Here is a 25,001-nt window from a genome sequence, read left to right on the forward strand (position 1 = left end):
GCCGTACGGGAGGCCGCGCCGCCCGCCCGTCGCGTGGTCGCTCAGACGGCGCCCACGAGGGTGACGACGCCGGCTCCCACCAGGGCGAACGCCCACATCCTGTCGAGGTTGAACCAGGCCCGGCGCAGGACGGCCACGCCGAGGAACTCGTACACCACGACGGCGACGACGGTCGCCGTGAGGAACATCGCGAGCGTGTGCACCCCGGCGACGAGCATGCCGCCCGACAGGGCGTGCCCGTGGTGACCGGCGGCGGGCATGCGGGTCAGCACGGGCAGCAGCATCAGGCCCGCGCCGTGCACCGACGACATCAGGAACGACCAGGCGGCCAGTTGCGGCAGCGACAGCCGCATGCCCACCCAGCGGAAGTGCCGCCGGGAGAGCAGGTGCCACAGGCCGAACCCGACGAGCACGACGCCCGCCCCGATCGAGAGGGCCGTGGCCGTCACGATCGAGCCGGTCGCCGACACGGCGAGCACCACGAGGGCCACCGACGCGAGGTGGCCCAGCGCGATGACCGGCAGGGACTGCAGCAGCAGGTCGCGGCTGCGCTCCTGCAACCCGCGGGCGACAGCGAACAGCCAGCCCATCGCGGGATTGATCCCGTGAAAGGCGCCCAGCAGGATGACGGCGGTCAGGGTCACGGGTAGCAGTAGGAGTCGGAGGACGCGTCGCCGCCCTGGAGCCGGGTCTGGTGCGGGCGCAGGCCGCGGAAGTCGTCGCCGTGCGGGAAGAACCGCTCGTCCAGCGTGAACGACTCGGCGTCGACCTTCGCCATCCAGGCGCCCACGCCGTCGGGGTAGAACTGGTCGTCCCAAGCGCCGTACAGCGAGTTGGTGACGTAGACCCGGCGGCCGTCGCGGCTCACCTCGACCATCTGCGGGCCGCCCGAGAGCCGCTCGTCCGGCGCGGCCGGGTGCGCCTCGCGCCGCACGATGCCACCGAGGCGGACCGAGCCGATCTCGACCGGCTTGAACGGGTCGGAGACGTCATACTGCTTGAGCTCGCCGGTGCCCCAGCACGACACGTACAGGCGCTGATCGTCCACCGACAGGTCGATGTCGGTCACCAGCGGCGGCACCGCGCCGAACGGCTTGAGCACGTCGGGCAGGTCGTCGGGCGATGCGGGCTCGGCCGGGATGGTGATCACTTTCTCGGCCGTCCACCGGGAGCCGTCCTTGTGCCACACCCACACGGAGGCCGACAGGTCCTCGACGCTGGTCACGACGCCCACGAAGCCGTACGTCTTGGTCGGGTCGTGGGCGGGGCGCAGCTCCAGCGTCATCTGGTGCTGGTCGCCGAGGTCCACCTCCTGGACGTGCCTGCGCTTGCGCAGGTCCCAGAAGTGGATCTTGTGGCCGTACTTGCGGCCGAGCAGCAGCTCGCCGACCACCCCGTCCTCGACCATGGACGGCGTGCCCCACTCGGAGGTGACGAGCACGTCGTGGTTGATGTGCCACCAGAAGTCGTACGCGAGGTACTGCGGGCCGCGGTCGACCTCCCACCGGCCCAGGACCTCGAACGAGTTGTGGTCGAGGATCGCGATGCCGCCGGGCCCGTCGTCGCCGTAGCCGCCGAGCGCGCTGACGTACAGGCCCTCGGGGCCGCAGTGCACGGTGTGCGGGCGGGAGTAGCCGGCCCGCTTGCCCAGCTCCTCCGCCTCGATGACCTTCACGAGCTCGGGGCTGACCCGGTCCTTGGTGTCGTAGATGTAGATCCGCGACGACCGCAGGCCGGGGATGATCAGGTAGCGCCGCTCGACGTGGGGGTGCGGGGCGTAGGGGCACAGCGCGCTGCTGCACGCGTTCCAGCCGAAGTGGTGCAGCTCGTCCCCCGTGTACGGCAGGTCGGTCCAGCCCACCACGGTCCCGTACGACGGGGAGCCGGGATCTGTGTCGAGGACGGCGAGCGCGTCGGGCCGCTGGGCCGACCGGTCGAAGGCGGCCACGTAGGCCAGCTTCTCCGGCGGCGCCTCGGCGGCGTCCCTCGGTGAGGGATAGAACGTGGGGTCAGGCTTCCACAACGTCATGCACCCCAGGATTCTCCCGCGTTCCCTACCAAGTCAATAGGAATCTACTGACTGTGACCGGCGCCTGGATAGGGCTATAACAGGACATGCGATTTCGTGACGGGAGCGAGCATGTTCTTCGGCATCACCAACATCTGGACCTACATCGCGGGAACGTTCCTGATCATCCTGCTTCCGGGGCCCAACTCGCTCTTCGTGCTGTCCACCGCCGCGCAGCGTGGCGTGCGGCAGGGCTACCGGGCGGCGGCCGGGGTCTTCGCCGGTGACTCGGTCCTCATGTTCCTGTCGGCCGCGGGGGTCGCGTCGCTGCTGAAGTCGACGCCCGTCCTGTTCTCGATCGTGAAGTATTCGGGCGCGATCTATCTGGCGTGGATCGGCTTCGGCATGCTCCGCGGCGCCTGGCGCTCCCTGCGCGCCTCCCGCGGCACGGCCGCGGCCTCCCAGGTCGCCGAGACGGCCCAGGCCACGGAGACCACCGAGCAGGCGCCGGTGCGCAGCCCGTTCCGCAAGGCGTTCACGATCAGCCTGCTCAACCCCAAGGCCATCTTGTTCTTCGTGGCGTTCTTCGTGCAGTTCGTGGACCCGTCGTACGGCGCGCCGGCGCTGTCGTTCCTGATCCTGGCGCTGATCGTGCAGATCTTCAGCGTGACCTACCTGAGCACGCTCATCTTCGGCGGCACGTTCCTCGCGAGCCACTTCCGGCGCCGCCGCAAGCTGGCCGCCGGGCTCACCTCGGGTGTCGGCGCGCTCTTCCTCGGCTTCGGCGCCAAGCTGGCCACCGCGACCCTGAGCTGACACCCGCCCTGGGCCTTGCCCATTCGGCGGCCTCATCCGGCGGCCTCATCCGGCGGCCTCATCCGGCGGGCTCATCCGGCGGGCATCCGGCAGGCTCATTCGCCGCGCATGTCGGCGAGGGCGTTCTCGAAGGCGTCCATCGCCCGCTGGATCCGGTCCCACCCCGCCGACGGCAGCCAGGGCATGACCCGGGCGACCCCCGCCTTCTCGCACCGCTCCAGCACGCCGGGGTCGGCCGGCACGGACACCACGATGACCTCGACGTCCCTGCCCTCCTCCTCGGCCCGCCGGAACAGCTCGGGGATGCGCTCCAGGATTCCGGGGCCGTAGTTGGGCAGCCACGCGTCCCCATAACCGAGCACGCGGTCGAAGACACGCGGCCCGGCGCCGCCCACCAGGATCGGCGGGTAGGGCTTCTGCGCCGGTTTCGGCCATGACCAGATCGGGCCGAAGGACACGAAGTCGCCGTGGAACTCGGCCTCGTCACGGGTCCAGATCTCCTGCATCGCCCGCACCCGCTCCCGCATGACGGCGAAGCGGCGGGCCGGATCGACGCCGTGGTTGCGCAGCTCCTCACGCTGCCATCCGGCGCCGATGCCGAATTCGAACCGCCCGCCGGTCAGGTTGTCCACGCTCGCCACCGTCTTCGCCAGGCTGATGGGCTCGTGCTCGGGCACGAGGCAGATTGCCGTGCCCACGCGCAGCCGCGTCGTCGCCGCGCCCGCCGCCATGCAGGCGATGAACGGGTCGTAGCTGTGCCAGTAGCGCCGGGGCAGCTCGCCTCCCTCCTGGTCCTTCGGCGTCTCGCCGGCGGGTGGCACCGGAATGTGCGTGTGCTCGGTGAACAGCAGCGCCGTGTGGCCGCGCTGCTCGACGAGCCGGGCCAAGGAATCAGGACGAACCGCATCATCCGTTGCGAAGTAGCCGAAACCCGAGTCCATGCCGTCAACGTAACCCGCGTCCGCCACCCGCCGGGAAAAGCGCTCAGCACCCCCTGGTAAAGCGCTGATCAGGGGTTTTCCATCGGCCGAGACGGCCACTGGAGGCATACCGTACCGTTATGAAGCGCGGGGGCGCTTCGGCATTCGGCCCCCGCGGGCGTGACGGTCAGGTACGGTAAGCCACCGACGATGCCGCCCAACCCGGGGTTTCCATCCGTTATGTCCGGGTAGGTGCGTTGCCCAACTACAGCGTCGGTCTCCCCCACCGGCCCGTTGGAGTCGCCATGAACCACGCACCCTTCGCCCTGCCACGGCTCACCGCGCTGATCAGGCAGGCGGTGCCCAGGCTCCTCGAAGGCGTGGTGGCCCCCCTCGTGGTCTTCTACACGGCCCTCGCGGTGCTCGGCCTGCGCGGCGCGCTGATGGCCGCGGTGTCATGGGTCTACCTGGGCGTCCTGTGGCGGCTCGTCCGGCGCCAGCCCTTGCCGGGAACGATGATCATGGCGACGATCGCGATCACCTTCCGCACCGTGATCGGGTTGTGGACCGGCAGCCCCGTCCTCTACTTCATCCAGCCGGAGCTCGGCACGATCTGCATCAGCATGGTGCTCCTGGCGTCGGTGCGGATGCGCCGCCCGCTGGTCCAGCGGCTCACACTCGACTACATCCACCTGCCGTCGTTCGTGCTGCGGCACGAACGCGTCCGCACCTTCTTCGCCCGGATCACCCTGCTGTGGGCGTTCGTCCTCCTGGCCAACTCGGCCATGAGCATCTGGCTGCTGCTGAACGAGTCGATCGGCGACTACCTGATCATCCGCACCGCCGCCGTCGCCGTCGTCACCGGCCTGGCCTTCGCGGCATCCGTCTGGGCGTTCCGCCGGGTCCTGGGGCGGCTGCACACCGAGACTCCGGCGGTCACCCGTTAGTCCCCCTTAGTCCCCGTTGGTCCTTGTCAGCCCCCGTCAGGCCTCCAGCCGGTGGGTGCGCGCCGCCTCGTCGCCGCGGGTGTGCCAGGCGTCGAACGCGAAGGCCGTCACCTTCCACCCCACGGCCTGCCGTACGAGCCGGAGCCGGTAGACGCCCCACACCTCGAACATGCCGCCGCCGAGCTTGGCGTCGAGCAGGTTGTAGGAGTATCCCTTGGTGGTCACGTGCGCCTCGGCGCCGTCCACCGTCACGGCGAAGTTGCTCACGGTGTGGAAGCTCTGCTTGCGGGCGTGCAGGCCGGTGCGCCACCCGCCCACGAGGGCGTCGGCGCCGATCCGGGCCGGTTCCCCCGCCCCATCGCCCTACGTGATCTGTGATAGGGACGCATGTCATGGGTAACGCACTGGTCACCGGCGCCTCACGAGGTCTGGGCGCCGTCATCGCCGAACGACTCGCCGCGGACGGCTGGCACGTCGCCGTCAACTACGCCAACGACACGGCCGGGGCCTCCGCCGTCGTCGACCGCATCACCGCCGCCGGCGGCTCGGCCGCTCTGGCCAGGTTCGACGTCACCGACGAGGAGTCCGTACGGGAGGGCGTGGCCGCGATCGGGCCTGTCGACGTGGTCGTCAACAAGGCCACCGGTCCCCAGCCGCTGGTGCCGGTGGAGAAGCAGACCTGGGAGGACCACCTCGGCCAGCTCCGCTTCTTCGTCAAGGCCCCGCTGCTGATCCTGCAGGCCGTGCTGCCCGGCATGCGCGAGGCCGGCTCGGGCCGGATCGTCAACGTGGGCAGCGAGGTCACCGATCTCGGCAACCCGGAGTTAGGGCACTACGTCGCCGCCAAGGCCGCCATGCACGGGCTCACCCGGTCGTGGGCCCGGGAGCTGGGGCCGTACGGGATCACGGTGAACACCGTCGAGCCCGGCTGGATCCCGGTGGAGCGGCACGCGGACGTTCCCCCGGAGGACTACACCGGCTATCTGAGCGACGTCCCGCTGGGCCACATGGGCGTGCCGATGGACGTGGCCGAGGCGGTGGCGTTCCTCGCCTCCCCCGGTGCCCGGTTCGTCACCGGCCAGCGGCTCGCCGTCAACGGCGGCAAGACGATGAGCTGATTTCACCTGGTCGAAACCAAAGAATCATGTGATTCGCGAGCTGTTTCGGCAAAAAATCGGTTAATGTCCGTTCATGTCCGGCGCATATTTTCCCCGTATCCAGACCGTCACGGGCGCCGTCCCCGTCTCCGAGATCGACGGGCCGGTGCTGCCGTACGAGCACCTGCGCACCGACACCCGCTGGGGCATCGGCGTGGACTCCGATCCCCATCGGTGGCTGGACGAGGAGCGATATGTGCTGGCCGAGGTCAAGAACCTCGGCAGGGAGCAGGCGCTGGGCCTGATCGTTGAGCACAGCTGCATCGGCATGGCCCGCGACCCCGCCGCGCTCGCCCGGATCTCGATGGCCTCGCGGGTGCCGATCGTGGCCGCCACCGGCTTCGCCGCGCAGCCGTTCGCGGGTGCGGCCATCACGCGGTACGGCGTGGAGGACCTGACCGCCGACCTGCTGCACGAGATCGGCGCCGGGCTCGACGGGACGGGCGCGCGGCCGGGTGTCATCGTCGCCGCCGCGTGGGACGAGACGCCCACCCCGGCCGAGGAGCGGGCCGTCACCGCCGCCGCCCGCGCCTCGCTGCGCACCGACCTCCCCGTGGCGACGGGCGGCCTGGAGCTGCTGGAGCTCCTGCTCTCGCAGAACGTCCCCGCCCGGCGTCTGGCCGCCCGCTCCGGCGATCCACTGGTCCAGCGCAAGATCGCCGAGACCGGGGCGTACGTGAGCGTGGACGACGCCGAGGACGTCCTCACCCTCCTCGACGGCGGGCACGCCGAGCGCGTCCTGCTCAGCAGCGGCGTACGCCTGCGGGAGCACCTGTCCGGCTACGGCGGGCAGGGCTACGGGCGGCTGTTCTCCTCAGTCCTCCCTGCCCTGCGAGAGGCCGGCGTGGACGACGACACCCTGCGTCTCATCACCCACGAGAACCCGCTCCGCTGGCTCACCGCCTGACGGCCCGATGGACCTGGTCGAGCACTACCGGCGCTTGCTCAGCGTGGCGCAGTGGCTGGACATGGGGCTGAACTGGACGGTGGTCCAACGGCCGGACAGGCCGGTCGGGCGCGCATGGATGCTCTACGCGGCCGATGGGCACATCCGGCTGTGGATGCACAATCTCGACCCGCGTGAGGTGCACGGACCGGACCCGCACGCTCTCGACCACCTGGTGCACCTGCTGCCTGACCCGTTCACGATCGCGTCGCGCGCGAGCGCTCTGGCGCTCGTCACCATGGACAGCGGTGCTCATCTGGACCCGGAGTGGTTCGAGCTCCCTCAGCGCGAGATTCATCCCCTCGTCTGAACGTCGAACCGGGGCTTCATGCGGTGTGTCCGCGGTGATGACCGACATCGTGGCGGTGCACCTAGATCTTGACGATCTCGACGTGGTCGCCGCAGAGTGGCGTGAGATCCGCGGGATCGGAGGTCAGGACCGTGACCGGACGGGCCGCGACACGCGCGCTCGCGGCCAGGACGGCGTCGATCGCGTACCTGTGACCGCGAAGGCGGTGGGTACGCAGCAGCGCCGCCGCCTCGGCTCCCACCTCCCGGGTGACGTCGAGGACGTCGATACGCGACAGAACCCATCGGACCCGTGCCGGATGCACCCGTTCGTCGTCGGCCTCGAGCGTGGTCATCACCGTGGTCACGACACGTACGCCCTCCTCCTCCGCAGCCGCGAGAAGCGCCAGCACGCTGCGGTCCTTGCGGTAGAGCCGTGACAGGCCCTCACTGTCCAGGACGAGCGTGCCCGGCATCAGGCGGCCGCCCCGCCCTTGGCCCTGTGGTCGTGACGCAGGAGGGCACGCGCCGCGTCGATCTCCTCTCGCGTCAGCGGATCGTTGTCGGTCTCGAAGTCGGCCACGATCTCGCGCAGCTTGTCCATGGCCATCCGGTGCTCGAGGGCTTCGGCGACATAGGCGGAGAAACCGCCCGGTCCGACCTGGGCACGGATCGCCTCGGCGAGCTCCTCAGGCAGGCTCACGGAGTATTTCTTACTACCGCTCATACCCTGCATGCTACCTCTGGTAGTAGTGCTGCAGGTGGCTCGCGACGGGTGGCTCAGGAGAATCCGCCGTTGCTCTTGAGCAACTGACCGTTGATCCACTGCCCCTGCCGGGAACACAGGAAGCTCACCAGGTGCGCGGTGTCCTGCGGCATGCCGAGCCGGCCCAGGGGTGTCTGCGCGAGGCATCTCGCCCGCACCTCATCCGACATCCACCCGGTGTCCACGGGCCCCGGGTTGACGACGTTGGCGTGCACGCCGCGGAACCACCGGCCGTACTCACGGATCAGCAGCCAGACGGCACGCGCGTTCACCGCGAAGTGCCGGTCGAAGCTCTCTATGGTGGTGTCGAGCAGGCCGGAGTCGACCGACTCGCAGTGACTCATCACCAGCGCGGTGACGCCTCCGAGCAGGCGCTCCGCCTCGTCGAAGATCCGCGCCGGCGCACGCACGTCGGCGAGGTCCGCCTCGATCGCCGCGAACGCCGCGCCCCGCGCGGCGAGTGAGCTGCCGATCTCGTCTGCCGCGCCGCGCTCGGCGCCCCAGGTCATGCGCTCGTCGTACGGCGTCCAGTAGGTGAACGCGATGTCCCAGCCGGACGCGGCCAGCTCACGGGCGATCGCCGCGCCGATGCCCACGGTCCGGCCGACACCGGTCACGAGCGCGATCGGGCGGGATGCGGCGGCCGCGCCACGGCCAGGAGCGGGGGCCCGGCTTCTGTGGTCATCTCGGAACTCCTCGATCCGTGTCTTCTGCGCCGGCAGGCTACCTGTGCGCGAAAGGCACGATGATCTCGGGGACGGCCCGGGCGGCTCCCCAGTCGTCGTCCACGCCGAAAGGTACGAGAACCTAGGAGTCGAAGCCGAGACCGAAGGCGTCGAGGGTGCGCAGCCAGGCGTTGCGGCGGCCCTCGTGCTCGTCGGCCCGGGCGATGGCCCAGCGGGTGAGCTGGATGACGCCCGACCGCACCGGCTCCGGCGGGAAGGGCACCGGCTTGTGCCGCACCATCTGCAGGTCCGTCCGCTCGGTCACCCTGCCCTGCAGCAGGTCGAGCATGACGTTGGCCCCGAAGCGGGTGGCCCCCACGCCGAGGCCCGTGTATCCGGCGGCGTAGGCGAGGCGTGAGCCGTACGCGGTGCCGAAGAAGGCGCTGAACCGGCTGCAGGTGTCGATGACCCCGCCCCACCTGTGCGTGAAGCGCAGGCCGTGGAGCTGCGGGAACGTCTCGAAGAAGTGCGTGGCGAGCTTCTCGAAGGTGGCGTCGCGCTGGTCGTACTCCGGCTTGACCAGGCCGCCGTTGTGATAGACGGCGTCGTAGCCGCCCCACAGGATCCGGTTGTCGTCGGTCAGCCGGTAGTAATGGAACTGGTTGGCCGAGTCGCCGATGCCCTGGCGGTGCCGCCAGCCGATCGCCGCCAGCAGGTCGTCCGGCACCGGCTCGGTCATCAGCGCGTAGTCGTACACCGGCACGAGGAAGTGCCTGAGCCGGCGCAGCAGCGGTGGGAAGGCGCCGGTGCCGAGCGCCACCCGCCCGGCCCTGACCCGCCCCTTCGGCGTCTCCAGTTCGAGCGTGACGCCGTCGTCGTGCACGGCGCGCACCGGCGTGTGTTCGAAGACGCGCACGCCGAGCCGCACGCAGACGTCGCGCAGCCCCCATGCCATCCGCGCCGGGTCGACCATGGCGACGCCTTCGCGGTCCCACACGCCGCCGAGGTATGTCGGGGAGTCCACCTCGGCCCGCACCTGCTCGCGGTCGAGCCGCTCCAGCCGGACGCCGAGCGAGGCCGCCCCGCTCACCTCCTCGTCGAGCCCGGCGAGCTGCCACTCCTCGGTGGCGACCCGCAGCTCCCCGGTCCGTTCGAAGGAGCAGTCGACGCCATAACGGGCGAGGGTCGCCTCGATCTCGTCGAGGTTCTCCCGGCCGAGCCGTTCCAGCGTCGCGATCTCCGTGGGCCAGCGGTCCTGCCCGTTGCCGAGACCGTGGGTCAGGCTGGCGGCGCAGAACCCGCCGTTGCGGCCGGAGGCGGCCCACCCGACCGCGCGGCCCTCCAGGAGGACCACGTCGAGCGAGGGGTCGCGCTCCTTGGCCATCAGCGCGGTCCACAGGCCGGTGAACCCGCCGCCGACCACCGCCAGGTCGGCCGTGACGTCTCCCGTCAGCGGGGGCAGCGGCTCGGGCGCGATCGGCCGGTCCAGCCAGTACGGCTTGCGCTCCGCGTCGGCGAGCGCCTTCGACGGAACCACGAATCCCACATCCTCACGCGTTGGCGCGGCGGCGGGCCAGGAGGGCGTTGACCACGGCGATCAGCACACCGGCCGCGAAGATCAGCGTCCCCATGACGTTCACCTGCGGTGGCAGGCCCACGCGGGTGGCCCCCCAGATCCACAGCGGGAACGTCATGGTGCCGCCGGAGTTGAAGTTGGTGATGACGAAGTCGTCGATCGACAGCGCGAAGGCCAGCATCGAGCCCGCCAGCACGCCCGGAAAGATCATCGGCAGGGTGACCAGCCGGAACGTCGTCCACGGTCCCGCGCCGAGGTCGCGGGCGGCCTCCTCAAGGGAGGAGTCGAGCGTCATCACCCGTGCCCGCACGGTCACGGCCACGAACGAGATCGAGAACATGACGTGCGAGATCAGGATCGTCCAGAAGCCGAGCGGCACGGCGAGCGTGACGAACAGCGACAGCAGCGACGCGCCCATCACGATCTCGGCGCAGGAGATCGCCGCGAACATCACGAGGTTCATCGCCCCGGAGCCGCGGAAGCGGTAGCGGCCGAGCGCCAGCCCGATCAGCGACCCGAGCACCCCGGCGATCAGCATCGTCAGCACGGCGATGAGCAGCGAGTTCACCAGCGCCTGGGTGAGGTCGCCGATCTCGAACAGCTTGCCGTACCACTTGAACGTGAAGCCCTGCCAGGCCGTGTTGTAGCGGCCCTTGGTGTCGTTGAAGCCGAACAGGATCATCACGGCGATCGGCAGCACGAGCCAGGCGATCACCAGCCAGGTGTAGATCTGCAGGCCGCGGCCCCGCAGCAGGCCACGCTTCATCGCGCCGCCACCTCCAGCACGTCTTCGGTGCCGAGCGCCTTGGCGTACGCGAAGATGCCCACGAGCAGCAGGGCCATCAGCGTGAACGACAGCGCCGAGGCGGTCGGATAGTCCTGGTTGATCAGGAACTGGTTCTGGATGACGTTGCCGATCATCGTGTTGCTGGTGCCGCCGAGCACCGAGGCGTTGACGTAGTCCGACGTGGCCGGGACGAACGTCATCAGCACGCCGGCGAACACGCCCGGCAGCGACAGCGGCAGCACCACCCGCAGGAAGGTCTGCGTCTTGCTGGCGTAGAGGTCCTGCGCGGCCTCCAGGACGCGCGGGTCGATCCGCTCCAGCGCCACGTACATCGGCAGGATCATGAACGGCAGGAAGTTGTAGGCCAGGCCGCCGATCACCGCCGCGCTCGTGGCGAGGATGTGGAAGTCCTGCGGCACCAGGCCCAGCGACTTCAGCGGCCCGAGCAGCATGCCGTTGTCGGACAGGAAGAACTGCCACGAGATGGTGCGCAGCACGAACGACACCAGGAAGGGCAGCAGCAGGAGGAACAGGTAGACCGACTTGCGGGTGCCGCCCTTGAAGGCGATCCAGTACGCCACGGGGAACCCGATGACGATCTGGATCACCGTCGAGATCACGCCGTACACCAGGGACCTGACGATCTGGTCGTGGTAGGTGCTGATCCCGTCGACGTAGCTGTGCCAGTTGAAGGTGAACGCGTAGCCGTTGACGACGTCGCCCGACTGCAGCGACAGCGACAGCATGACGACCGTCGGGATGACGAAGAAGATCGCCAGCCAGAGCGTGCCGGGGAACAGCAGCAGGTATGGCGTCAGCGAAGCCCGGAGCCTGCTCATGACGTCGTGATCGCCTGGAAGATGGACTCGAACTTCTTCTGCTCCTCCGGCGTCTTGCCGTTCACGTAGCTGCGGAGCCTGGCGGTGTCCTGCTCGCTCGGGAACACCAGCGGGCTGCTCGCCACCTGTTCGAGGAGCTTCTTGTCGTCGCCCGTGGCCTTGGCGGCGTCGGCGGCGATGACGTCCTTGGCGGCCGGGACCGGCGTCACGTAGTTGATGTACTCGGCGAGGTGCGCCGCGACGTTCACGTCGTAGAAGAAGTCCATCAGCATGATCGCGTCGACCGGGTTGGTCGCGGTCTTCGGGATCGTCATGTTGTCGGTCCAGATGGTGCCGCCCTCCTGCGGGACCACGAACTTGAGGTCCGTGCCGTCGGAGACGTTCTTCTGGAAGACGTCGCCCGACCAGGCCATCGTGAGCCAGATGTCGCCCTTGGCGAGCGGGTCGGTGTACGCCTGGTCGTAGTACTTGCGCACGATGCCGGCGTCGCGCTGCTCCTGGAGCTTGGCCGCGGCCTTCTGCCAGTCGGCCTCGGTGGACTTGTCGGGGTCCACGCCGATCGCGAAGAGGCCGAAGTTGGCGATCTCCTGGGAGTCGGACATCATGCCGACCTTGCCCTTGTATTTGGGGTTCCACAGGTCGGCCATGGTCGGCGGGGTGTCGACGTACTTCGGGTTGTACGCGATGCCGGTGATGCCGGAGGCCCACGGGATGCTGTAGACATTGCCGGGGTCGAACGACTCGTTCCTGTACTCCGGCGCGACGTTGGCCGCGAAGTTCGGCAGCTTGGTGTGGTCGAGCGGGGCCAGGTAGCCGAGCTCGACGAGCCGCTGGAAGTGCAGGCCGTTCGTGACGACCATGAGGTCGTAGTCGATCGACTGCCCGGCGGCGAGCTGCGGCTGGATCTTGGCGAACCAGCTCGGCATCTCCAGGATGACCTCTTTGTAGTTCACCGTGATGCCGGTCTGCTGGGTGAACTGCTTGAGCTCGGGCTGCTTGGGGTCCATGTAGAGCGGCCAGTTGGCGAAGTCCACGTGGCCGTTCTTCGTCTTGCCCGACCAGAACTTCTCCACCTCTGACTGGGCCTGGGCGGAGGAGGACGGCCTGGCCGTGCCCTTGCCCTGCACGCCGCAGGCGGCGAGAGCGAGCCCGGCGGCCGACAGGCCCGCGAGCCGGAAGGCGTCGCGCCTGCCGAGCCGGCGCTGGGTCATGCCGCGGAGGAGGGCGGGGTCCTGCCTGTATGGGTCGTTCATAGGAGTTCGTGCTCCGGGTTCGCTCTACCGGGTTCGCTGTACCGGGGGGTTCGGGATAACCGGGGACTCGGGATGCCGGGGATTCGGGATGCCGGGGATTCGGGATTCGTGGCGGGGTTCGAAGGGTGAAACCGGTGGGGGAATCTACCGCAGCGCGTAGGAGTGCCAGGGCTGCCAGGAGAGCCAGACGGTGTCGCCGCGTTCGGCGGTGATCGTGCTGTCGTGGGCGTTCTGCTCGAACACCGTGATCTCGGCGCCGTCGCCGAGCGCCACGACGTAGCTGTTGTAGGTGCCGAGGTAGACGACTTCGGAGACGGTCCCCCGCACCACGCTGAGGTCGCCCTCCGGCCGGTCCCTGGCGATCTTGATCTTCTCGGGCCGGACCGTGAGGTCGACTGTGGCGCCGGGCGCGAGCGCGCCGTCGGCGGGGACGAGGATGCGGTCGCTCGCGCCGAGCGCGAGCACGGCGGTGTCGCCGGTGATCTGCTGGACGGTGCCGCTCAGCAGGTTGGAGGTGCCGATGAATCCCGCCACGAACTTGCTGGCGGGCCGCTCGTAGATCTCGCGGGGGTCCGCGAGCTGCTCCACGAGGCCGTCGTTCATGACCGCGATGCGGTCGCTCATCGTCAGCGCCTCGCTCTGGTCGTGCGTCACGTAGACGAACGTGATGCCGACCTCGCGCTGGATGCGCTTGAGCTCGATCTGCATGGCCTGGCGGAGCTTGAGGTCGAGCGCGCCGAGCGGCTCGTCGAGCAGGAGCGCGCGGGGCCGGTTGACCAGGGCCCGGGCGAGCGCGGCGCGCTGCTGCTGGCCTCCCGACATCTCCTTCGGCCGGCGCTTCTCGCGGCCGACCAGGTCGACGACCTCCAGGATCTCGCCGACGCGGCGCTTGATCTCCGCGTCGGGGACCTTCTTGCGCTTGAGCCCGAACGCGACGTTGTCCCAGACGTTCATGTGCGGGAACAGCGCGTAGGACTGGAACACCATGTTGATGTCGCGCTTGTTGGGCGGGACGTTCGTGACGTCCTCCCCGTGGAGCCTGACGATCCCCTGGGTGGGGTCCTCGAACCCGGCGATCATGCGCATGCTGGTGGTCTTGCCGCAGCCCGAGGGGCCGAGGAGGGAGAAGAACTCCCCCTCCGCAATGGCGAGGCTCACGCCCTTGACCGCCCGTACGACCTCGCCGTGCGAGACGTACTCCTTGACCACGTGGTCGAGTTCGATGGCGGGCACGTCTCCTGATACGGGGGCAGCCGCGACGGCCGCCCCCGAGCCCGCCTGGATCTCTGTCATTCCAGGCTTATCCCTCTTTTTCGATAGGCGTCCGGCCGCGGCCGATGGCGCCTATTCGCCGATGTAGTGCATGACGTGCTTGACGCGGGTGTAGTCGTGCAGGCCGAAGACGGACAGGTCCTTGCCGTAGCCCGAGTGCTTGAAGCCGCCGTGCGGCATCTCGGACACGAACGGGATGTGGGTGTTGACCCAGACGACGCCGAAGTCGAGTCGCTTGGACATCCGCATCGCGCGGCCGTGGTCGGTGGTCCACACCGAGCCGGACAGGCCGTAACGGACGCCGTTGGCCTTGGCCAGCGCGTCCGCCTCGTCGGTGAAGGTCTGGATGGTCATGACGGGGCCGAAGATCTCGTCCTGGACCATCTCGTCGTCCTGCTTCAGCCCGTCCACGACGGTCGGGGCGAAGAAGAAGCCCTTGTCGCCGACCCGGGTGCCGCCGGTGAGGACCTTCGCGTGCTCGGGGAGGCGCTGGAAGAAGCCCTCGACCCGGGCGAGCTGGTTGGCGTTGTTCAGCGGGCCGAAGTAGGCGTCCTCGACCTCGAGGCCGCCCAGCTTGGTGGCGGCCGCGGCCTCGGCCAGCGCCGCGGCGAACTCGTCGTGGATGCTCTCCTGCACGAGCACGCGGCAGGCGGCGGTGCAGTCCTGGCCGGCGTTGTAGAGGCCCGCCCCGGCGACCGCCTCGGCGACGGCCTTGATGTCCTTGACGTCCTCGAAGATCACGACCGGGGCCTTGCCGCCCAGCTCCAGGTGGACGCGCTTGACGTCGTCGGCGGCGGTCCTGGCGACCGACATGCCCGCGCCGACCGAACCGGTGATCGCGACCATGCTCGCGGCCGGGTGGCCGACCACCAGCGCACCGGTCTCCCGGTCGCCGGTCACGACGTTGAAAACCCCGGCGGGCAGGACGTCGCCGAGGATCTCGGCCAGCTTCAGCGTGGAGACCGGCGTGGTGTCGGACGGCTTGAGCACGACCGTGTTGCCGGCCGCGAGAGCGGGGGCGATCTTCCAGACCGCCATCATCATCGGGTAGTTCCACGGCGTGACCTGACCGATGACACCGATAGGCTCGTGCCGGATCACCGAGGTGTGGTCGGCGAGGAACTCACCGGCGGTCGGGCCCTCAAGGGTGCGGGCCGCACCGGCGAAGAACCGGAAGTGGTCAGCGGCGATCGGGGTCTCGTCCTCGGCCATGCGGGCGCGGGGCTTGCCGGTGTTGCGGCACTCGGCCTCGTTGATCTCGTCAGCGCGGGCCTCGATCGCGTCGGCGACCTTCAGCAGCAGCGCCGCGCGCTCGCCCGGGGTCGTCTGGCCCCACGTCTCGAAGGCGGCCGTCGCGGCGGCGTACGCGGCGTCGACGTCCTCCTGGCCCGACACCGGTGCCTGGGCGTATGCCTCCCCCGTCGTAGGGTCTACGACGTCGGAGAAACGGCCGCTGGCGGCGTCGACGAACTTCCCGTTCACGAAGTTCTGGAGACGGGTGGTCACCGGTGACCTCCTGGTGGTGGCTGAGTTGTCGCGACTCTGGCAGAGGAAAGAGCCAACGACAAGGGATTTCGTCGCTAAGATACCAAATTGCTACGAAATCGCTTGACGTGAGCGACGGAGCTGACAACATGTCAGACCACGATCGCAACATGTCAAAAATGATGCTGTAACACCAGGTCGCTACGGCGATCGAAGCCGAAGCCCGCCAAGAGAGGACACCCCCCGAGGATGACGACTCCGCCAAAGGCTCGCGCGGCTGCCGCGAAGGGTGGGCCGGTGGTGCTCGACGAGATCTCCAAGCAGATCATCGAGCAGCTTCAGATGGACGGGCGAAAGCCGTACGCCGCCATCGGCAAGGCGGTGGGGCTGTCGGAGGCCGCGGTGCGCCAGCGCGTGCAGCGCCTGCTCGACCTCGGCGTCATGCAGATCGTCGCCGTCACCGACCCGCTCACCCTGGGCTTCCCCCGCCAGGCCATGATCGGCATCAAGTGCGAGGGCGACCTGGAGCAGGTGGCCGACGAGCTGTCGCAGATCCCCGAGATCGACTACGTGGTGCTCACGGCCGGGTCGGTCGACATCATGGTCGAGGTCGTCTGCGAGGGCGACACCCACCTGCTGGAGATCCTCGGAAAGATCCGGGCGATCTCCAGCGTGCGGGCGACAGAGACCTTCGTCTACCTCAAGCTGCACAAGCAGACCTACTCCTGGGGCACCCACTGACGACCGTCCCCGCCCCGGCCCGGCGGGGCCGGGGGGCTCAGGTCTCCAGCAGTCGGCCGTCGGACAGCTCCAGCCACCGGTCCACCCCGACCTCCGCGAGGAACCGCTCGTCGTGGCTGACCACCACGAACGCCCCCTCGTACGCGCCGAGCGCGCTCTCCAGCTGCCCCACGCTGACCAGGTCGAGGTTGTTGGTGGGCTCGTCGAGCAGCAGGAGCTGAGGCGCCGGTTCGGCGCACAGCACGCAGGCCAGCGTGGCGCGCAGCCGTTCGCCGCCCGACAGCACGCCCACCGGCAGGTGCGCCCGCACGCCGCGGAACAGGAAGCGGGCGAGCAGGTTCATCCGCTCCGCCTCCGGCATGCCGGGGGCGAACGCCGCCAGGTTCTCCGCCACGGTGCGATCCACGTCGAGCAGGTCGAGCCGCTGCGACAGGTAGGCGACCCGGCCGTCGGCCCGCCTGGTCGTGCCGGCGTCCGGCTCCAGCTCGCCGCCGATCACGCGCAGCAGGGTGGACTTGCCCGCGCCGTTGGCGCCGGTCAGCGCGATGCGCTCGGGGCCGCGGATCGCCAGGTCGATGCCCGGCTCGGCGAACAGGCCACGGACCTGCAGGCCCTCGCCGAGGAAGACCGTCCGCCCGGCGGGCACGTTGGTCCCCGGCAGCTCCAGCGCGATCTTCTGGTCGTCGCGCAGCGCCCGGCCCGCCTCGTCGAGCCTGGCCTTGGCGTCGCTCACGCGGGCGGCGTGCATCTGGCCGGCCCGCCCGGCCGACTCCTGGGCGCCCCGCTTCATGTTCCCGGCGAAGATCCGCGCCAGCCCGGCGTTCTTGAGGTTGCGGGCGGCGTTGCCCGCGCGGCGCTCGGCCCGCTCACGCGCCTGCTGCATCTCCCGCTTCTCGCGCTTGAGCTCCTGCTCGGCGCTGCGCACGGTCCGTTCGGCGGCCTCCTGCTCCGCGCGTACGGCCGCCTCGTAGGCGGTGAAACCGCCGCCGTAGAAGCGGATCTCTCCCCGGTCGAGCTCGGCGATGCGGTCCATGCGGTCGAGCAGGGCCCGGTCGTGGCTGACCACCAGCAGGCAGCCGTTCCAGTCGCCGAGCACGTCGTAGAGCCTGCGGCGCGCACCGAGGTCGAGGTTGTTCGTCGGCTCGTCCAGCAGCAGGACGTCGGGCCGCTTGAGAAGCTGGGCGGCCAGGCCGAGCGAGACGACCTGGCCGCCGCTCAGCGTACGCAGGATGCGGTCGAACGCGAGGTCGCCGAGCCCCAGCCGGTCGAGCTGGGCACGGGTGCGTTCCTCGATGTCCCAGTCGTTGCCGATCGTGGTGAAGTGCTCCTCGGCGGCGTCGCCCGACTCGATGGCGTCGAGCGCGGCGATCACCGGGGCGATGCCGAGCACCTCGGCCACGGCCAGGTCGCCGGTGAGAGGCAGGCTCTGCGGCAGATAACCGAGCACGCCGCTGACGGACACGCTCCCGCCGCGAGGCCGGTGCTCACCGGCGATCAGCTTGAGCAGCGTGCTCTTGCCCGCGCCGTTGGGAGCGACCAGGCCCGTACGGCCACCGCCCACGGTGAAGGACAGGTCGTCGAAGACGGGCGTGTCGTCAGGCCAGGAAAAGGACAGGCCGGAACAGATGATGAACGCATCGGACATGCGAGAGACCTCGTACGTGATCCGGGCGCACCGGAGCCGCCCGGCAAGGGGACAGGGATCAGAGAACGACAACGAGGGCCACATCGGCGGCGGTCATGCGCGCCTGCCGGGGCCGCTCGATCTCCGGTATCACCCGGAGATGTCGTCCTCACCTGCCACGTCTGGTCTCCTAGCCTGGGGTCACGAGCGCCGGACACGATAGCAGCCCGATGCCGCCATCCGTCAACCCACGGCGTACGCGGGGGTCAGCCGATCCGGGCGACGGCGCGGACGGGAGCGCCGTCGGCCCCGGCCAGGCGCAGCGGGAACAGCGAGACCTCGATCGGGCGACCGGCGGCCTGGGCGTCCAGCAGCGGGCCGAGACCCCGCAGGTTCTCCGCGATGACGGCGTGCGCGCCGCACAGCACGCGGTGCGCCGGCAGATCGGCGGGAGCCGGGGTGGGATCGACGCTGAGCGCGTCGACGCCGACGGTGCGCACGCCCGCGGCGACGATCAGGCGGGCGGTCTCCGCGTCCAGGTAGGGGTGGGTCAGGTATTCCGGGGTTCCCCAGTGCTCGTCCCAGCCGGTCGCGACCAGCAGGACGGTCCCCGGGGCCAGCCGCCCGGTCACCGCGGCGAGCATCGCCGGGGTGACGGGCGCGCGCGGCGGCAGGCCCCGGGCGTCGAGGACCACCGCCGGTCCGAGGAAGCGTTCCAGCGGCAGGTCGTCGAGCGTGGGCAGCGCGTCGTCGATGTGGAACGGCGCGTCCACGTGCGTGCCCGACTGCGACCCCAGGTGCAGGCCGAGGACGTTGACGCCCTCGGCCGCCACCGTGAGGGCGGGCGCGATCTCCACCTCCGGGTCGCCGGGGTAGACGGGCATGCCGCTCACGACGGGCACCGACAGGTCGACGATCACGGCTTCTCCCCCTGGCGTCAGGCCTTCCCCAGCGCGAGCAGGCCGATCAGATCGTAGGCCACGTGGGAGGCCGCGACCGAGGTGATCTCCGCGTGGTCGTACGCCGGGGCGACCTCGACCACGTCCGCGCCGACGATGTCGCAGCCGGCCAGGCCGCGCAGGATCTCCAGCAGCTCCCGGCTGGTCAGGCCGCCCGCCTCGGGGGTGCCGGTGCCGGGCGCGTGCGCCGGGTCGAGCACGTCGATGTCGATCGACAGATAGAGCGGCCGGCCGCCGATGCGCTGCCGCAGCGCGTCGGCGATCTCGTCCACGCCCCGGCGCAGCACGTCGGCGCTGGTCACGATGCCGAAGCCGAGGCGCCGGTCGTCCTCCAGGTCCTTCTTGCCGTACAGCGGGCCGCGGGTGCCGACGTGGCAGACCGCCTCGGTGTCGAGGATGCCCTCCTCGACCGCACGGCGGAACGGCGTGCCGTGCGTGTACTCAGCCCCGAAGTAGGTGTCCCAGGTGTCGAGGTGCGCGTCGAAGTGCAGCAGCGCGACCGGGCCGTGCCGCCGGGCGGCCGCGCGCAGCAGCGGCAGCGCGATCGTGTGGTCGCCGCCGATGGTGACAAGCTTCGTGCCTCCGTCCATGAGCCCGGAGGCGGACTCCTCCACCGTCTCGACGGCCTCGCGGATGTCGAACGGGTTGCACGCGATGTCGCCCGCGTCCGCCACCTGGACCGTGGCGAACGGCGAGACGTCCAGGCCCGGATGGTACGGCCGGAGCAGGCGGCTGGCCTCCCGGACGGCCGCAGGGCCGAACCGGGCGCCCGGGCGGTAGGAGACCCCGCCGTCGAACGGGACGCCCACCACCGCGACGTCGGCGTGCCCGACCTCGTCCAGCCGCGGCAGCCGCGCGAACGTGGCCGGTCCGGCGAATCGAGGGATCCGGGAGGAGTCGACGGGTCCCCGGGGCTCTGTCATGGCGTGCGCTCTTCCTTCCAGTAGAGGTCGGTCCGCCGGTCACGATGGACGTCGTTGCGGGGGCCGGTGGCCTTGTCCCGCGCGTGCGCGAGATCGCAGTCGGCGACCAGCACGGCGGGCCCGTCCCGCAGCACGGGGCCCGCCAGGGGATAGCCGTCGGGACCGATCAGGGAGGTGCCGCAGACCCAGCCGACGCCGCGCTCCACCCCGCACCTGTCGGCCACGGCGACGAACATGCGGTTGGCCGCCGCGGCGATCTGGGCGAAGGCGACCAGCACCGGGCGCTCCCCTTCGGGGACGGGCGAGGCGGGCCAGTTGGTGGAGACGGCGAGCAGGTCGGCCCCCGCGAGGCCCACGGACCGCACCCACTCGGGGAACTCCAGGTCATAGCAGACCATCATGCCGATCCGGCCGAGCGTGGTCCCGACGACCGGGGCCGGCTCGTCGCCGGGGACGAACACGTCCTGCTCGTCGTGCCACAGGTGGGCCTTGCGATAGACGGCCCTGGTGCCGGTGGCGTCGACCATGACCTGACTGTTGCGTACGGCACCGCCGTCCAGCTCGCAGAACCCGCCGACGATCACGAGGTCGTGGTCGCGGGCCAGCCGCCGCCATCCGGTCACGGTGGGGCCGTCGGCGGGCTCGGCGAGACTCCTGGCCTCCTCGGCTCCGGTGAAGACGTAGCCGCTGTTGACCAGCTCGGGCAGCACCACCAGCCGGGCGCCGGCCTCGGCCGCCTCCCTGATCGCCGCCTCGGCGGCGGCGCGGTTCGCCTCCGGCTCGCCCACCCGCAGCGGGAGCTGCGCCACCGCGACCCGCGTCACGACCGCACCCCCTCGTTCGTCCCCGCGTTCGCCCCTGTGTCCGTCCATGTGTCCGTCCCCGCGGACGTCCCCGCGGACGTCCCCGCGGGCGCCCCCGGCCGTACGACCGTGCGCAGGCCGGTGCCGGCGCGCAGGTCGGCGAAGGCCGCGGGCAGGCCGGCGAGCCCGGCCTCGGCGCCGACCAGCCGGTCGAGCGGCAGGCGCCCGGACAGGTAGAGGCTCGCCAGCCGGGGGAAGTCGACCGCGGGCACGCTGGAGCCGTAGTTGCAGCCGAGGATGTTCTTGCCCTGGTCGGCGAGGTCGAACGGGTCGAAGGAGACCCGCGTGCCGAGCGCGGTCATGCCGACGAGCACCGCGTTGCCTCCCGCGCGCAGCAGCCCGGGCAGCGCCTCGATCGTGGCGGCCCGGCCGATGGCCTCGAACGCGTGATGCGCCCCGCCGGTGATCTCCAGCACCTTCTCCGCCAGCGCCGGGTCGTCACCGCGCAGGGTGTGCGTGGCGCCGAGCTCCCGGGCAAGGCCGAGCCGCCGGTCCGACAGGTCGACGGCGACGACCGGCTGGGCGCCGGCCAGGCCGAGGCCGAGCACGACCGCCTGCCCGACGCCTCCGCAGCCGATGACGACGGCCGACTCGCCCGGCCGCACCCCCGCCGTGTGCACTGCGGCCCCGACCCCGGTCGTCACGGCGCACCCGATCAGCGCCCCCACCGGGAACGGCACCTCGTCCGGAACGACGATCGCGGCGGTCTCGGGCACCACGGCATATTCGGAGAACGTGCCGAGCCCGAGGAAGGGCAGCACGGGCGTGCCGTCCTCGTCGGACAGCGGGGTCGAGCCGTCCGGCAGCGTGTTGGACACGGCCTTGGTGTTCGAGCACAGCCAGGCACGGCCGGCTGCGCACGCCTCGCAGCGGCGGCACGGCGCGAACCACGACAGCACGACGTGGTCGCCGGGCCTGACGTCGCGTACGGCAGGGCCGACGGCCTCGACCACGCCCGCGCCCTCGTGTCCCAGGACGATCGGCTCCTCGACCGGCCAGTCCCCGTCGAGGACGTGCAGGTCGGAGTGGCAGACGCCGCTCGCCTCGATACGGACGAGGACCTGGTCGTCCCGGGGGTCGGCCAGGCGCAACACCCGGCTTCGCAGGCCCTGCCCCGGCACGAGGACGGCCGCGTTGGTGACGGTCATGTGATTCCTTCCTCGGACGACATCCGGCGGGGTTCAGGACGCGGCGAGCTCGCGCTCGCTGGCCGCGACGACGCCCTCCTCGGACGAGACGTCGAGCGTGCGGCACAGCAGCAGGTAGACGCCGCCGCCGACGATCAGCCCGACGGCGAACGCGATGTCGACGCCGCCCATGGCCTCGGCCACCGGGCCGGTGAAGAAGCTGAGCACCACGAAGGGAACCATCGCGGCCAGGCCAAGCAGGTAGGAGACCAGCCCGCGCCACGCCCACATGCCGTAGATGCCGTCCTTGCGGAAAAGGTGCGTGATCGCGTAGTGGCCGCGCCGTACGAAGAAGTAGTCGACCAGGTTGACGGCCGTCCACGGCACGAGCACGTACAGCATGATCAGCTGCACGTTGGTGAAGGCGGTGGAGAAGTCGCCGATGAGCAGCATCCCCACGAGCGCCCACACCACGGCCAGCACGACGACGGTGACGATCCTGATCGAGCGGGTCGGCCGCACCGGCCGCAGGGTGTCGACGGCGGTGACGACGGTCAGCATGCCGCTGTAGGCGTTGAGGCCCATGGTCGCGACCAGCACGAGCACGGACACTACCGTGAGCACGCTGCCGAGGCCGGTGAACACGTTCTCGCCCGCGTCGTGGATGCCGACGAGCGTGTCGGTGACGCCGAGCCGGGTGGCCATCCACGCGCCGATCGGGATCAGCCACAGCGGCGAGGCCGCGGCGCCGCAGAAGACCGACCACACGATGTGCGAGGTCTTGGTGCGCCGGGGCAGATAGCGCGAGTAGTCCGAGACGTACGGCGCGTAGGTGATGTTGTACGAGGCGGCGACCGCGAACTGGACCATGAAGGCGACCCAGGTGAAGCCGCCGGAGGAAGGGGCCGCCTGCCCGCCCGCGCCCCCGAACAGGATGACGGCGGTCAGCACGAGCCACAGCGGCAGCGAGATCCAGAACAGCACCTGGAACGCCCGGTGGAGCCAGTCGTAGCCGTAGATGGCCAGCACCGCGGCCACCACGGTGATGACGATCCCGATCACCGGCTTGCTCCAGCCGAACACCGCGTTGAGGCCGTTGTCGATGATGACCGTGTCGATGACGTTGAAGCCGACGTACGTGAAGAGCGTGCCGGCGAGTGCCAGGATGACGCCGCGATATCCGAGCTGGGCCCGCGACTGCACCATCTGGGGCAGCCCGAGCCAGGGGCCCTGCGAGGCGTGGAAGGCCATGAAGAAGGTGCCGAACAGGATGCCGAGCGTGCTCGCCAGCGAGGTCCAGCCGAGCGGCAGCCCCATCGCCGGGCCGACGAAACCGATCGCGACGGTGTACGGCTGGAAGTTGCCGCAGAACCAGAACGGGCCCTGGTGCCAGACCTTGCCGTGCCGCTCGCCCTCCGGGACGTAGTCGATCGAACGGACCTCGATGGCGCCGGGCGAGGCGGAGGGGGCAGCCGTCGTCATACATTCCTCCAGGTCGGGGGGAGATGGCTTGAGTGTGCCTAACGGCCCCAAATCAGAACAATTGGGTCAATCACCGGAAATAGGCTGGACGTTGTGGACGGGCACAACACGGTGGAAGACCTGGTGCGCTCCCCCGCGCTGCAGCTGAAAGTGCTGGCGGGCGAGCGCGGACTCGGCAGGTCGGTGTCGTGGGCCCACGTCAGCGAGCTGGAGGACCCCACGCCCTGGCTGCTCGGAGCCGAGGTCATCATGACCACCGGCATCGGAGTGCCGCGCGCGGCCGCCGCCCAGCGCGCGTACCTGGAACGGCTCGACGACGCCGGGGTGGCCGCGCTCGCGCTCAGCGCGGGCCTGCACGTCCCCCCGCTGCGCCGAGCCTTCCTCGACGCCGCCGAGGACCGCGGATTCCCCGTGCTTGAGGTGCCGCTGGCCGTGCCGTTCATCGCCATCGCCCAGGAGGTCGCGGCCGCGGTGCAGGCGGACGCCCGGCAGCGGCTCGGGGCACAGCTCCAGGTGTTCGGCGCGCTGCGCTGGCTCGCCTCGGAGAGCCTGGACACGGCCGGACTGTTCCGGCGGCTCGAACGACTGTCGGGCTACGACATCTACCTGACCACGCCGCAGGGCCGCCCGCTGCTGCCCGGCGTGCCGGCGCCCCCGCCGGGCGTACGCCTGCCCGCCTCGCTGGAGGCCCCGCCGACGATCCCCGGCGGATTCGCGCTCCCCGTCCCCGCTCCCGGCGGTCCCGCCGGGTTCCTGGTCGCCTTCGAGCGGGAGGGCGCCAGGCCCGCCGGGCTCGCCGTCGTCCAGCACATCGCGACCGTCGCCGCCCTGCGGGTGGCCATGGTGCGCAGCGAACGCGAGACGCTGCGGCGGCAGGGCGCGGAGACGCTGGCCGAGCTGCTGCAGGACGTGCTCGACCCGGAGACCGCGCGGCGCAGGCTCGCCCTGGCGGGCCTGGCGGCCGACCGCGACGTCGTGCTGCTCGTGGTGCGCGACGCCGCCGACGACGCCGTCGTACAGGCGCTCGGCGAGCATCCGCACCTCATGCTCCGCCGGCAGAGCGACCTGTACGTGCTGACGGCGGCGGACGCCGACACGGCGGAGCTGGAGGCGGTGCCCGGGATCGCGGCCGGTGTCAGCCGCGCTATCGCACCCGGATCGTCGCTGCGGGTCGCCCAGCGCGAGGCGCTGTGGGCGGCCTCCCGCGCCGCCGAGTCGGGCCGGCCGCTGGTCGCCTACGGCGCGGACACCACCGGCCGGTGGCTGCCCGCCGACGTGGGCGTGCTGACCGCCCTCGTCGAGCACGTGCTCGGTGACGTCCTGCGGTATGACGCCGAGCACGGATCCGAACTGGTCGCGTCGGTGCGGACCTGGATGGAGCGTGACCGCCGCGTCGACGACGCCGCGCGGGCCCTGCACGTGCACCCCAACACGCTGGCGTACCGGCTGCGCCGGTTCGGGGCGCTCACCGGGCGCGACCTGTCGGCGACGGGCGACTTCGCCGAGGTGTGGCTGGCCCTCCGCGCCGCGGGACAGCTCGGCCGGGTCTGAACGCCC

At 70.6% G+C, this 25,001-nt stretch carries 26 protein-coding genes; 7 read left to right on the top strand and 19 right to left on the bottom strand.

Features of this window, described 5'->3' with window-relative positions; translation table 11 throughout:
• Positions 1 to 41: 41 nt before the first annotated feature.
• Together FLV34_RS26060 and FLV34_RS26065 are read right to left on the bottom strand one after the other, a co-directional pair.
• On the bottom strand, positions 42 to 653 hold the full coding sequence (locus FLV34_RS26060) for a hypothetical protein (protein ID WP_205830832.1): 612 nt from the start codon (positions 651 to 653) through the stop codon (positions 42 to 44).
• Positions 641 to 2,029: a selenium-binding protein SBP56-related protein gene (locus tag FLV34_RS26065; RefSeq protein ID WP_142650506.1), complete on the bottom strand. Its 1,389-nt coding sequence runs from the start codon at positions 2,027 to 2,029 to the stop codon at positions 641 to 643. Before FLV34_RS26065 ends, FLV34_RS26060 begins: the two co-directional genes overlap by 13 nt.
• 111 nt (positions 2,030 to 2,140) lie before the next feature.
• On the opposite strand from FLV34_RS26065, the gene leuE reads away from it, so the two are divergent.
• Positions 2,141 to 2,824: a leucine efflux protein LeuE gene (gene leuE, locus FLV34_RS26070; RefSeq protein ID WP_142650505.1), complete on the top strand. Its 684-nt coding sequence runs from the start codon at positions 2,141 to 2,143 to the stop codon at positions 2,822 to 2,824.
• Between the two features lie 95 nt (positions 2,825 to 2,919).
• Here leuE and FLV34_RS26075 read toward each other — a convergent pair whose 3' ends face one another.
• Positions 2,920 to 3,711, bottom strand: coding sequence for an LLM class F420-dependent oxidoreductase (locus FLV34_RS26075; RefSeq protein WP_261985908.1), 792 nt, complete (start codon positions 3,709 to 3,711; stop codon positions 2,920 to 2,922).
• 338 nt (positions 3,712 to 4,049) lie between these two features.
• Between FLV34_RS26075 and FLV34_RS26080 the strand changes: the two genes are divergently transcribed.
• Positions 4,050 to 4,691, top strand: coding sequence for a VC0807 family protein (locus FLV34_RS26080; protein ID WP_147944341.1), 642 nt, complete (start codon positions 4,050 to 4,052; stop codon positions 4,689 to 4,691).
• 36 nt (positions 4,692 to 4,727) lie between these two features.
• Here the strand turns inward: FLV34_RS26080 and FLV34_RS26085 are convergent, their stop codons facing one another.
• Positions 4,728 to 5,027 (bottom strand): nuclear transport factor 2 family protein, encoded by a 300-nt coding sequence (locus tag FLV34_RS26085; protein ID WP_147944342.1) that lies wholly within the window; start codon positions 5,025 to 5,027, stop codon positions 4,728 to 4,730.
• Between the two features lie 56 nt (positions 5,028 to 5,083).
• Here FLV34_RS26085 and FLV34_RS26090 point away from each other — a divergent pair, with 56 nt between their 5' ends.
• From FLV34_RS26090 to FLV34_RS26100, 3 genes are all read left to right on the top strand, one after another.
• Complete coding sequence (locus FLV34_RS26090; RefSeq protein ID WP_147944343.1) at positions 5,084 to 5,809, top strand: SDR family oxidoreductase; 726 nt, start codon at positions 5,084 to 5,086, stop codon at positions 5,807 to 5,809.
• A 73-nt stretch (positions 5,810 to 5,882) separates the two neighbouring features.
• Positions 5,883 to 6,755 carry an aryldialkylphosphatase gene (locus FLV34_RS26095; protein WP_142650500.1) on the top strand — a complete coding sequence of 291 codons (873 nt, stop codon included), beginning with the start codon at positions 5,883 to 5,885 and terminating at the stop codon, positions 6,753 to 6,755.
• Between the two features lie 7 nt (positions 6,756 to 6,762).
• Positions 6,763 to 7,104 (top strand): hypothetical protein, encoded by a 342-nt coding sequence (locus FLV34_RS26100; protein ID WP_147944344.1) that lies wholly within the window; start codon positions 6,763 to 6,765, stop codon positions 7,102 to 7,104.
• Between the two features lie 61 nt (positions 7,105 to 7,165).
• Here the strand turns inward: FLV34_RS26100 and FLV34_RS26105 are convergent, their stop codons facing one another.
• From FLV34_RS26105 to FLV34_RS26145, 9 genes are all read right to left on the bottom strand, one after another.
• Positions 7,166 to 7,558 (bottom strand): type II toxin-antitoxin system VapC family toxin, encoded by a 393-nt coding sequence (locus tag FLV34_RS26105; RefSeq protein WP_142650498.1) that lies wholly within the window; start codon positions 7,556 to 7,558, stop codon positions 7,166 to 7,168.
• Positions 7,558 to 7,809 carry a hypothetical protein gene (locus tag FLV34_RS26110; RefSeq protein WP_142650497.1) on the bottom strand — a complete coding sequence of 84 codons (252 nt, stop codon included), beginning with the start codon at positions 7,807 to 7,809 and terminating at the stop codon, positions 7,558 to 7,560. Before FLV34_RS26110 ends, FLV34_RS26105 begins: the two co-directional genes overlap by 1 nt.
• A gap of 53 nt (positions 7,810 to 7,862) precedes the next feature.
• The gene (locus FLV34_RS26115; RefSeq protein ID WP_261985912.1) at positions 7,863 to 8,474 is read right to left on the bottom strand and encodes an SDR family oxidoreductase; all 612 of its coding nucleotides are present in this window, start codon (positions 8,472 to 8,474) and stop codon (positions 7,863 to 7,865) included.
• A 181-nt stretch (positions 8,475 to 8,655) separates the two neighbouring features.
• Positions 8,656 to 10,050 (bottom strand): FAD-binding oxidoreductase, encoded by a 1,395-nt coding sequence (locus FLV34_RS26120; protein ID WP_142650496.1) that lies wholly within the window; start codon positions 10,048 to 10,050, stop codon positions 8,656 to 8,658.
• A 13-nt stretch (positions 10,051 to 10,063) separates the two neighbouring features.
• Positions 10,064 to 10,855, bottom strand: coding sequence for an ABC transporter permease (locus tag FLV34_RS26125; protein ID WP_142650495.1), 792 nt, complete (start codon positions 10,853 to 10,855; stop codon positions 10,064 to 10,066).
• On the bottom strand, positions 10,852 to 11,715 hold the full coding sequence (locus FLV34_RS26130) for an ABC transporter permease (RefSeq protein WP_142650494.1): 864 nt from the start codon (positions 11,713 to 11,715) through the stop codon (positions 10,852 to 10,854). The genes FLV34_RS26125 and FLV34_RS26130 overlap by 4 nt, the downstream gene beginning before the upstream one ends.
• Positions 11,712 to 12,968, bottom strand: coding sequence for a spermidine/putrescine ABC transporter substrate-binding protein (locus tag FLV34_RS26135; RefSeq protein ID WP_205830818.1), 1,257 nt, complete (start codon positions 12,966 to 12,968; stop codon positions 11,712 to 11,714). The genes FLV34_RS26130 and FLV34_RS26135 overlap by 4 nt, the downstream gene beginning before the upstream one ends.
• A 144-nt stretch (positions 12,969 to 13,112) precedes the next feature.
• Positions 13,113 to 14,261: an ABC transporter ATP-binding protein gene (locus tag FLV34_RS26140; RefSeq protein ID WP_147944346.1), complete on the bottom strand. Its 1,149-nt coding sequence runs from the start codon at positions 14,259 to 14,261 to the stop codon at positions 13,113 to 13,115.
• A gap of 51 nt (positions 14,262 to 14,312) precedes the next feature.
• The gene (locus FLV34_RS26145; RefSeq protein ID WP_142650492.1) at positions 14,313 to 15,746 is read right to left on the bottom strand and encodes a gamma-aminobutyraldehyde dehydrogenase; all 1,434 of its coding nucleotides are present in this window, start codon (positions 15,744 to 15,746) and stop codon (positions 14,313 to 14,315) included.
• 228 nt (positions 15,747 to 15,974) lie between these two features.
• Between FLV34_RS26145 and FLV34_RS26150 the strand changes: the two genes are divergently transcribed.
• On the top strand, positions 15,975 to 16,466 hold the full coding sequence (locus FLV34_RS26150; RefSeq protein WP_030511698.1) for an Lrp/AsnC family transcriptional regulator: 492 nt from the start codon (positions 15,975 to 15,977) through the stop codon (positions 16,464 to 16,466).
• Between the two features lie 37 nt (positions 16,467 to 16,503).
• Here FLV34_RS26150 and FLV34_RS26155 read toward each other — a convergent pair whose 3' ends face one another.
• The 6 genes from FLV34_RS26155 to FLV34_RS26180 form a co-directional block, all read right to left on the bottom strand.
• Positions 16,504 to 18,111, bottom strand: coding sequence for an ABC-F family ATP-binding cassette domain-containing protein (locus tag FLV34_RS26155; RefSeq protein WP_147944347.1), 1,608 nt, complete (start codon positions 18,109 to 18,111; stop codon positions 16,504 to 16,506).
• A gap of 245 nt (positions 18,112 to 18,356) precedes the next feature.
• Positions 18,357 to 19,010 (bottom strand): cyclase family protein, encoded by a 654-nt coding sequence (locus tag FLV34_RS26160; RefSeq protein ID WP_147944348.1) that lies wholly within the window; start codon positions 19,008 to 19,010, stop codon positions 18,357 to 18,359.
• Between the two features lie 17 nt (positions 19,011 to 19,027).
• Positions 19,028 to 19,972, bottom strand: a complete 945-nt coding sequence (gene speB / locus FLV34_RS26165) for an agmatinase (RefSeq protein WP_147944349.1) — start codon at positions 19,970 to 19,972, stop codon at positions 19,028 to 19,030.
• Complete coding sequence (locus FLV34_RS26170; RefSeq protein WP_205830817.1) at positions 19,969 to 20,796, bottom strand: nitrilase-related carbon-nitrogen hydrolase; 828 nt, start codon at positions 20,794 to 20,796, stop codon at positions 19,969 to 19,971. Before FLV34_RS26170 ends, speB begins: the two co-directional genes overlap by 4 nt.
• Positions 20,793 to 21,983: an alcohol dehydrogenase catalytic domain-containing protein gene (locus FLV34_RS26175; protein ID WP_147944350.1), complete on the bottom strand. Its 1,191-nt coding sequence runs from the start codon at positions 21,981 to 21,983 to the stop codon at positions 20,793 to 20,795. The genes FLV34_RS26170 and FLV34_RS26175 overlap by 4 nt, the downstream gene beginning before the upstream one ends.
• Positions 21,984 to 22,016: 33 nt before the next feature.
• Positions 22,017 to 23,444: a cytosine permease gene (locus FLV34_RS26180; protein ID WP_147944351.1), complete on the bottom strand. Its 1,428-nt coding sequence runs from the start codon at positions 23,442 to 23,444 to the stop codon at positions 22,017 to 22,019.
• 93 nt (positions 23,445 to 23,537) lie between these two features.
• On the opposite strand from FLV34_RS26180, the gene FLV34_RS26185 reads away from it, so the two are divergent.
• Entirely contained in the window at positions 23,538 to 24,995 is a 1,458-nt protein-coding gene (locus FLV34_RS26185; RefSeq protein WP_147944352.1) for a PucR family transcriptional regulator, read from the top strand.
• The last annotated feature ends 6 nt before the right edge of the window (positions 24,996 to 25,001 follow it).

It is taken from the genome of Microbispora sp. CSR-4, assembly GCF_008033685.1.
Lineage (GTDB): Bacteria > Actinomycetota > Actinomycetes > Streptosporangiales > Streptosporangiaceae > Microbispora.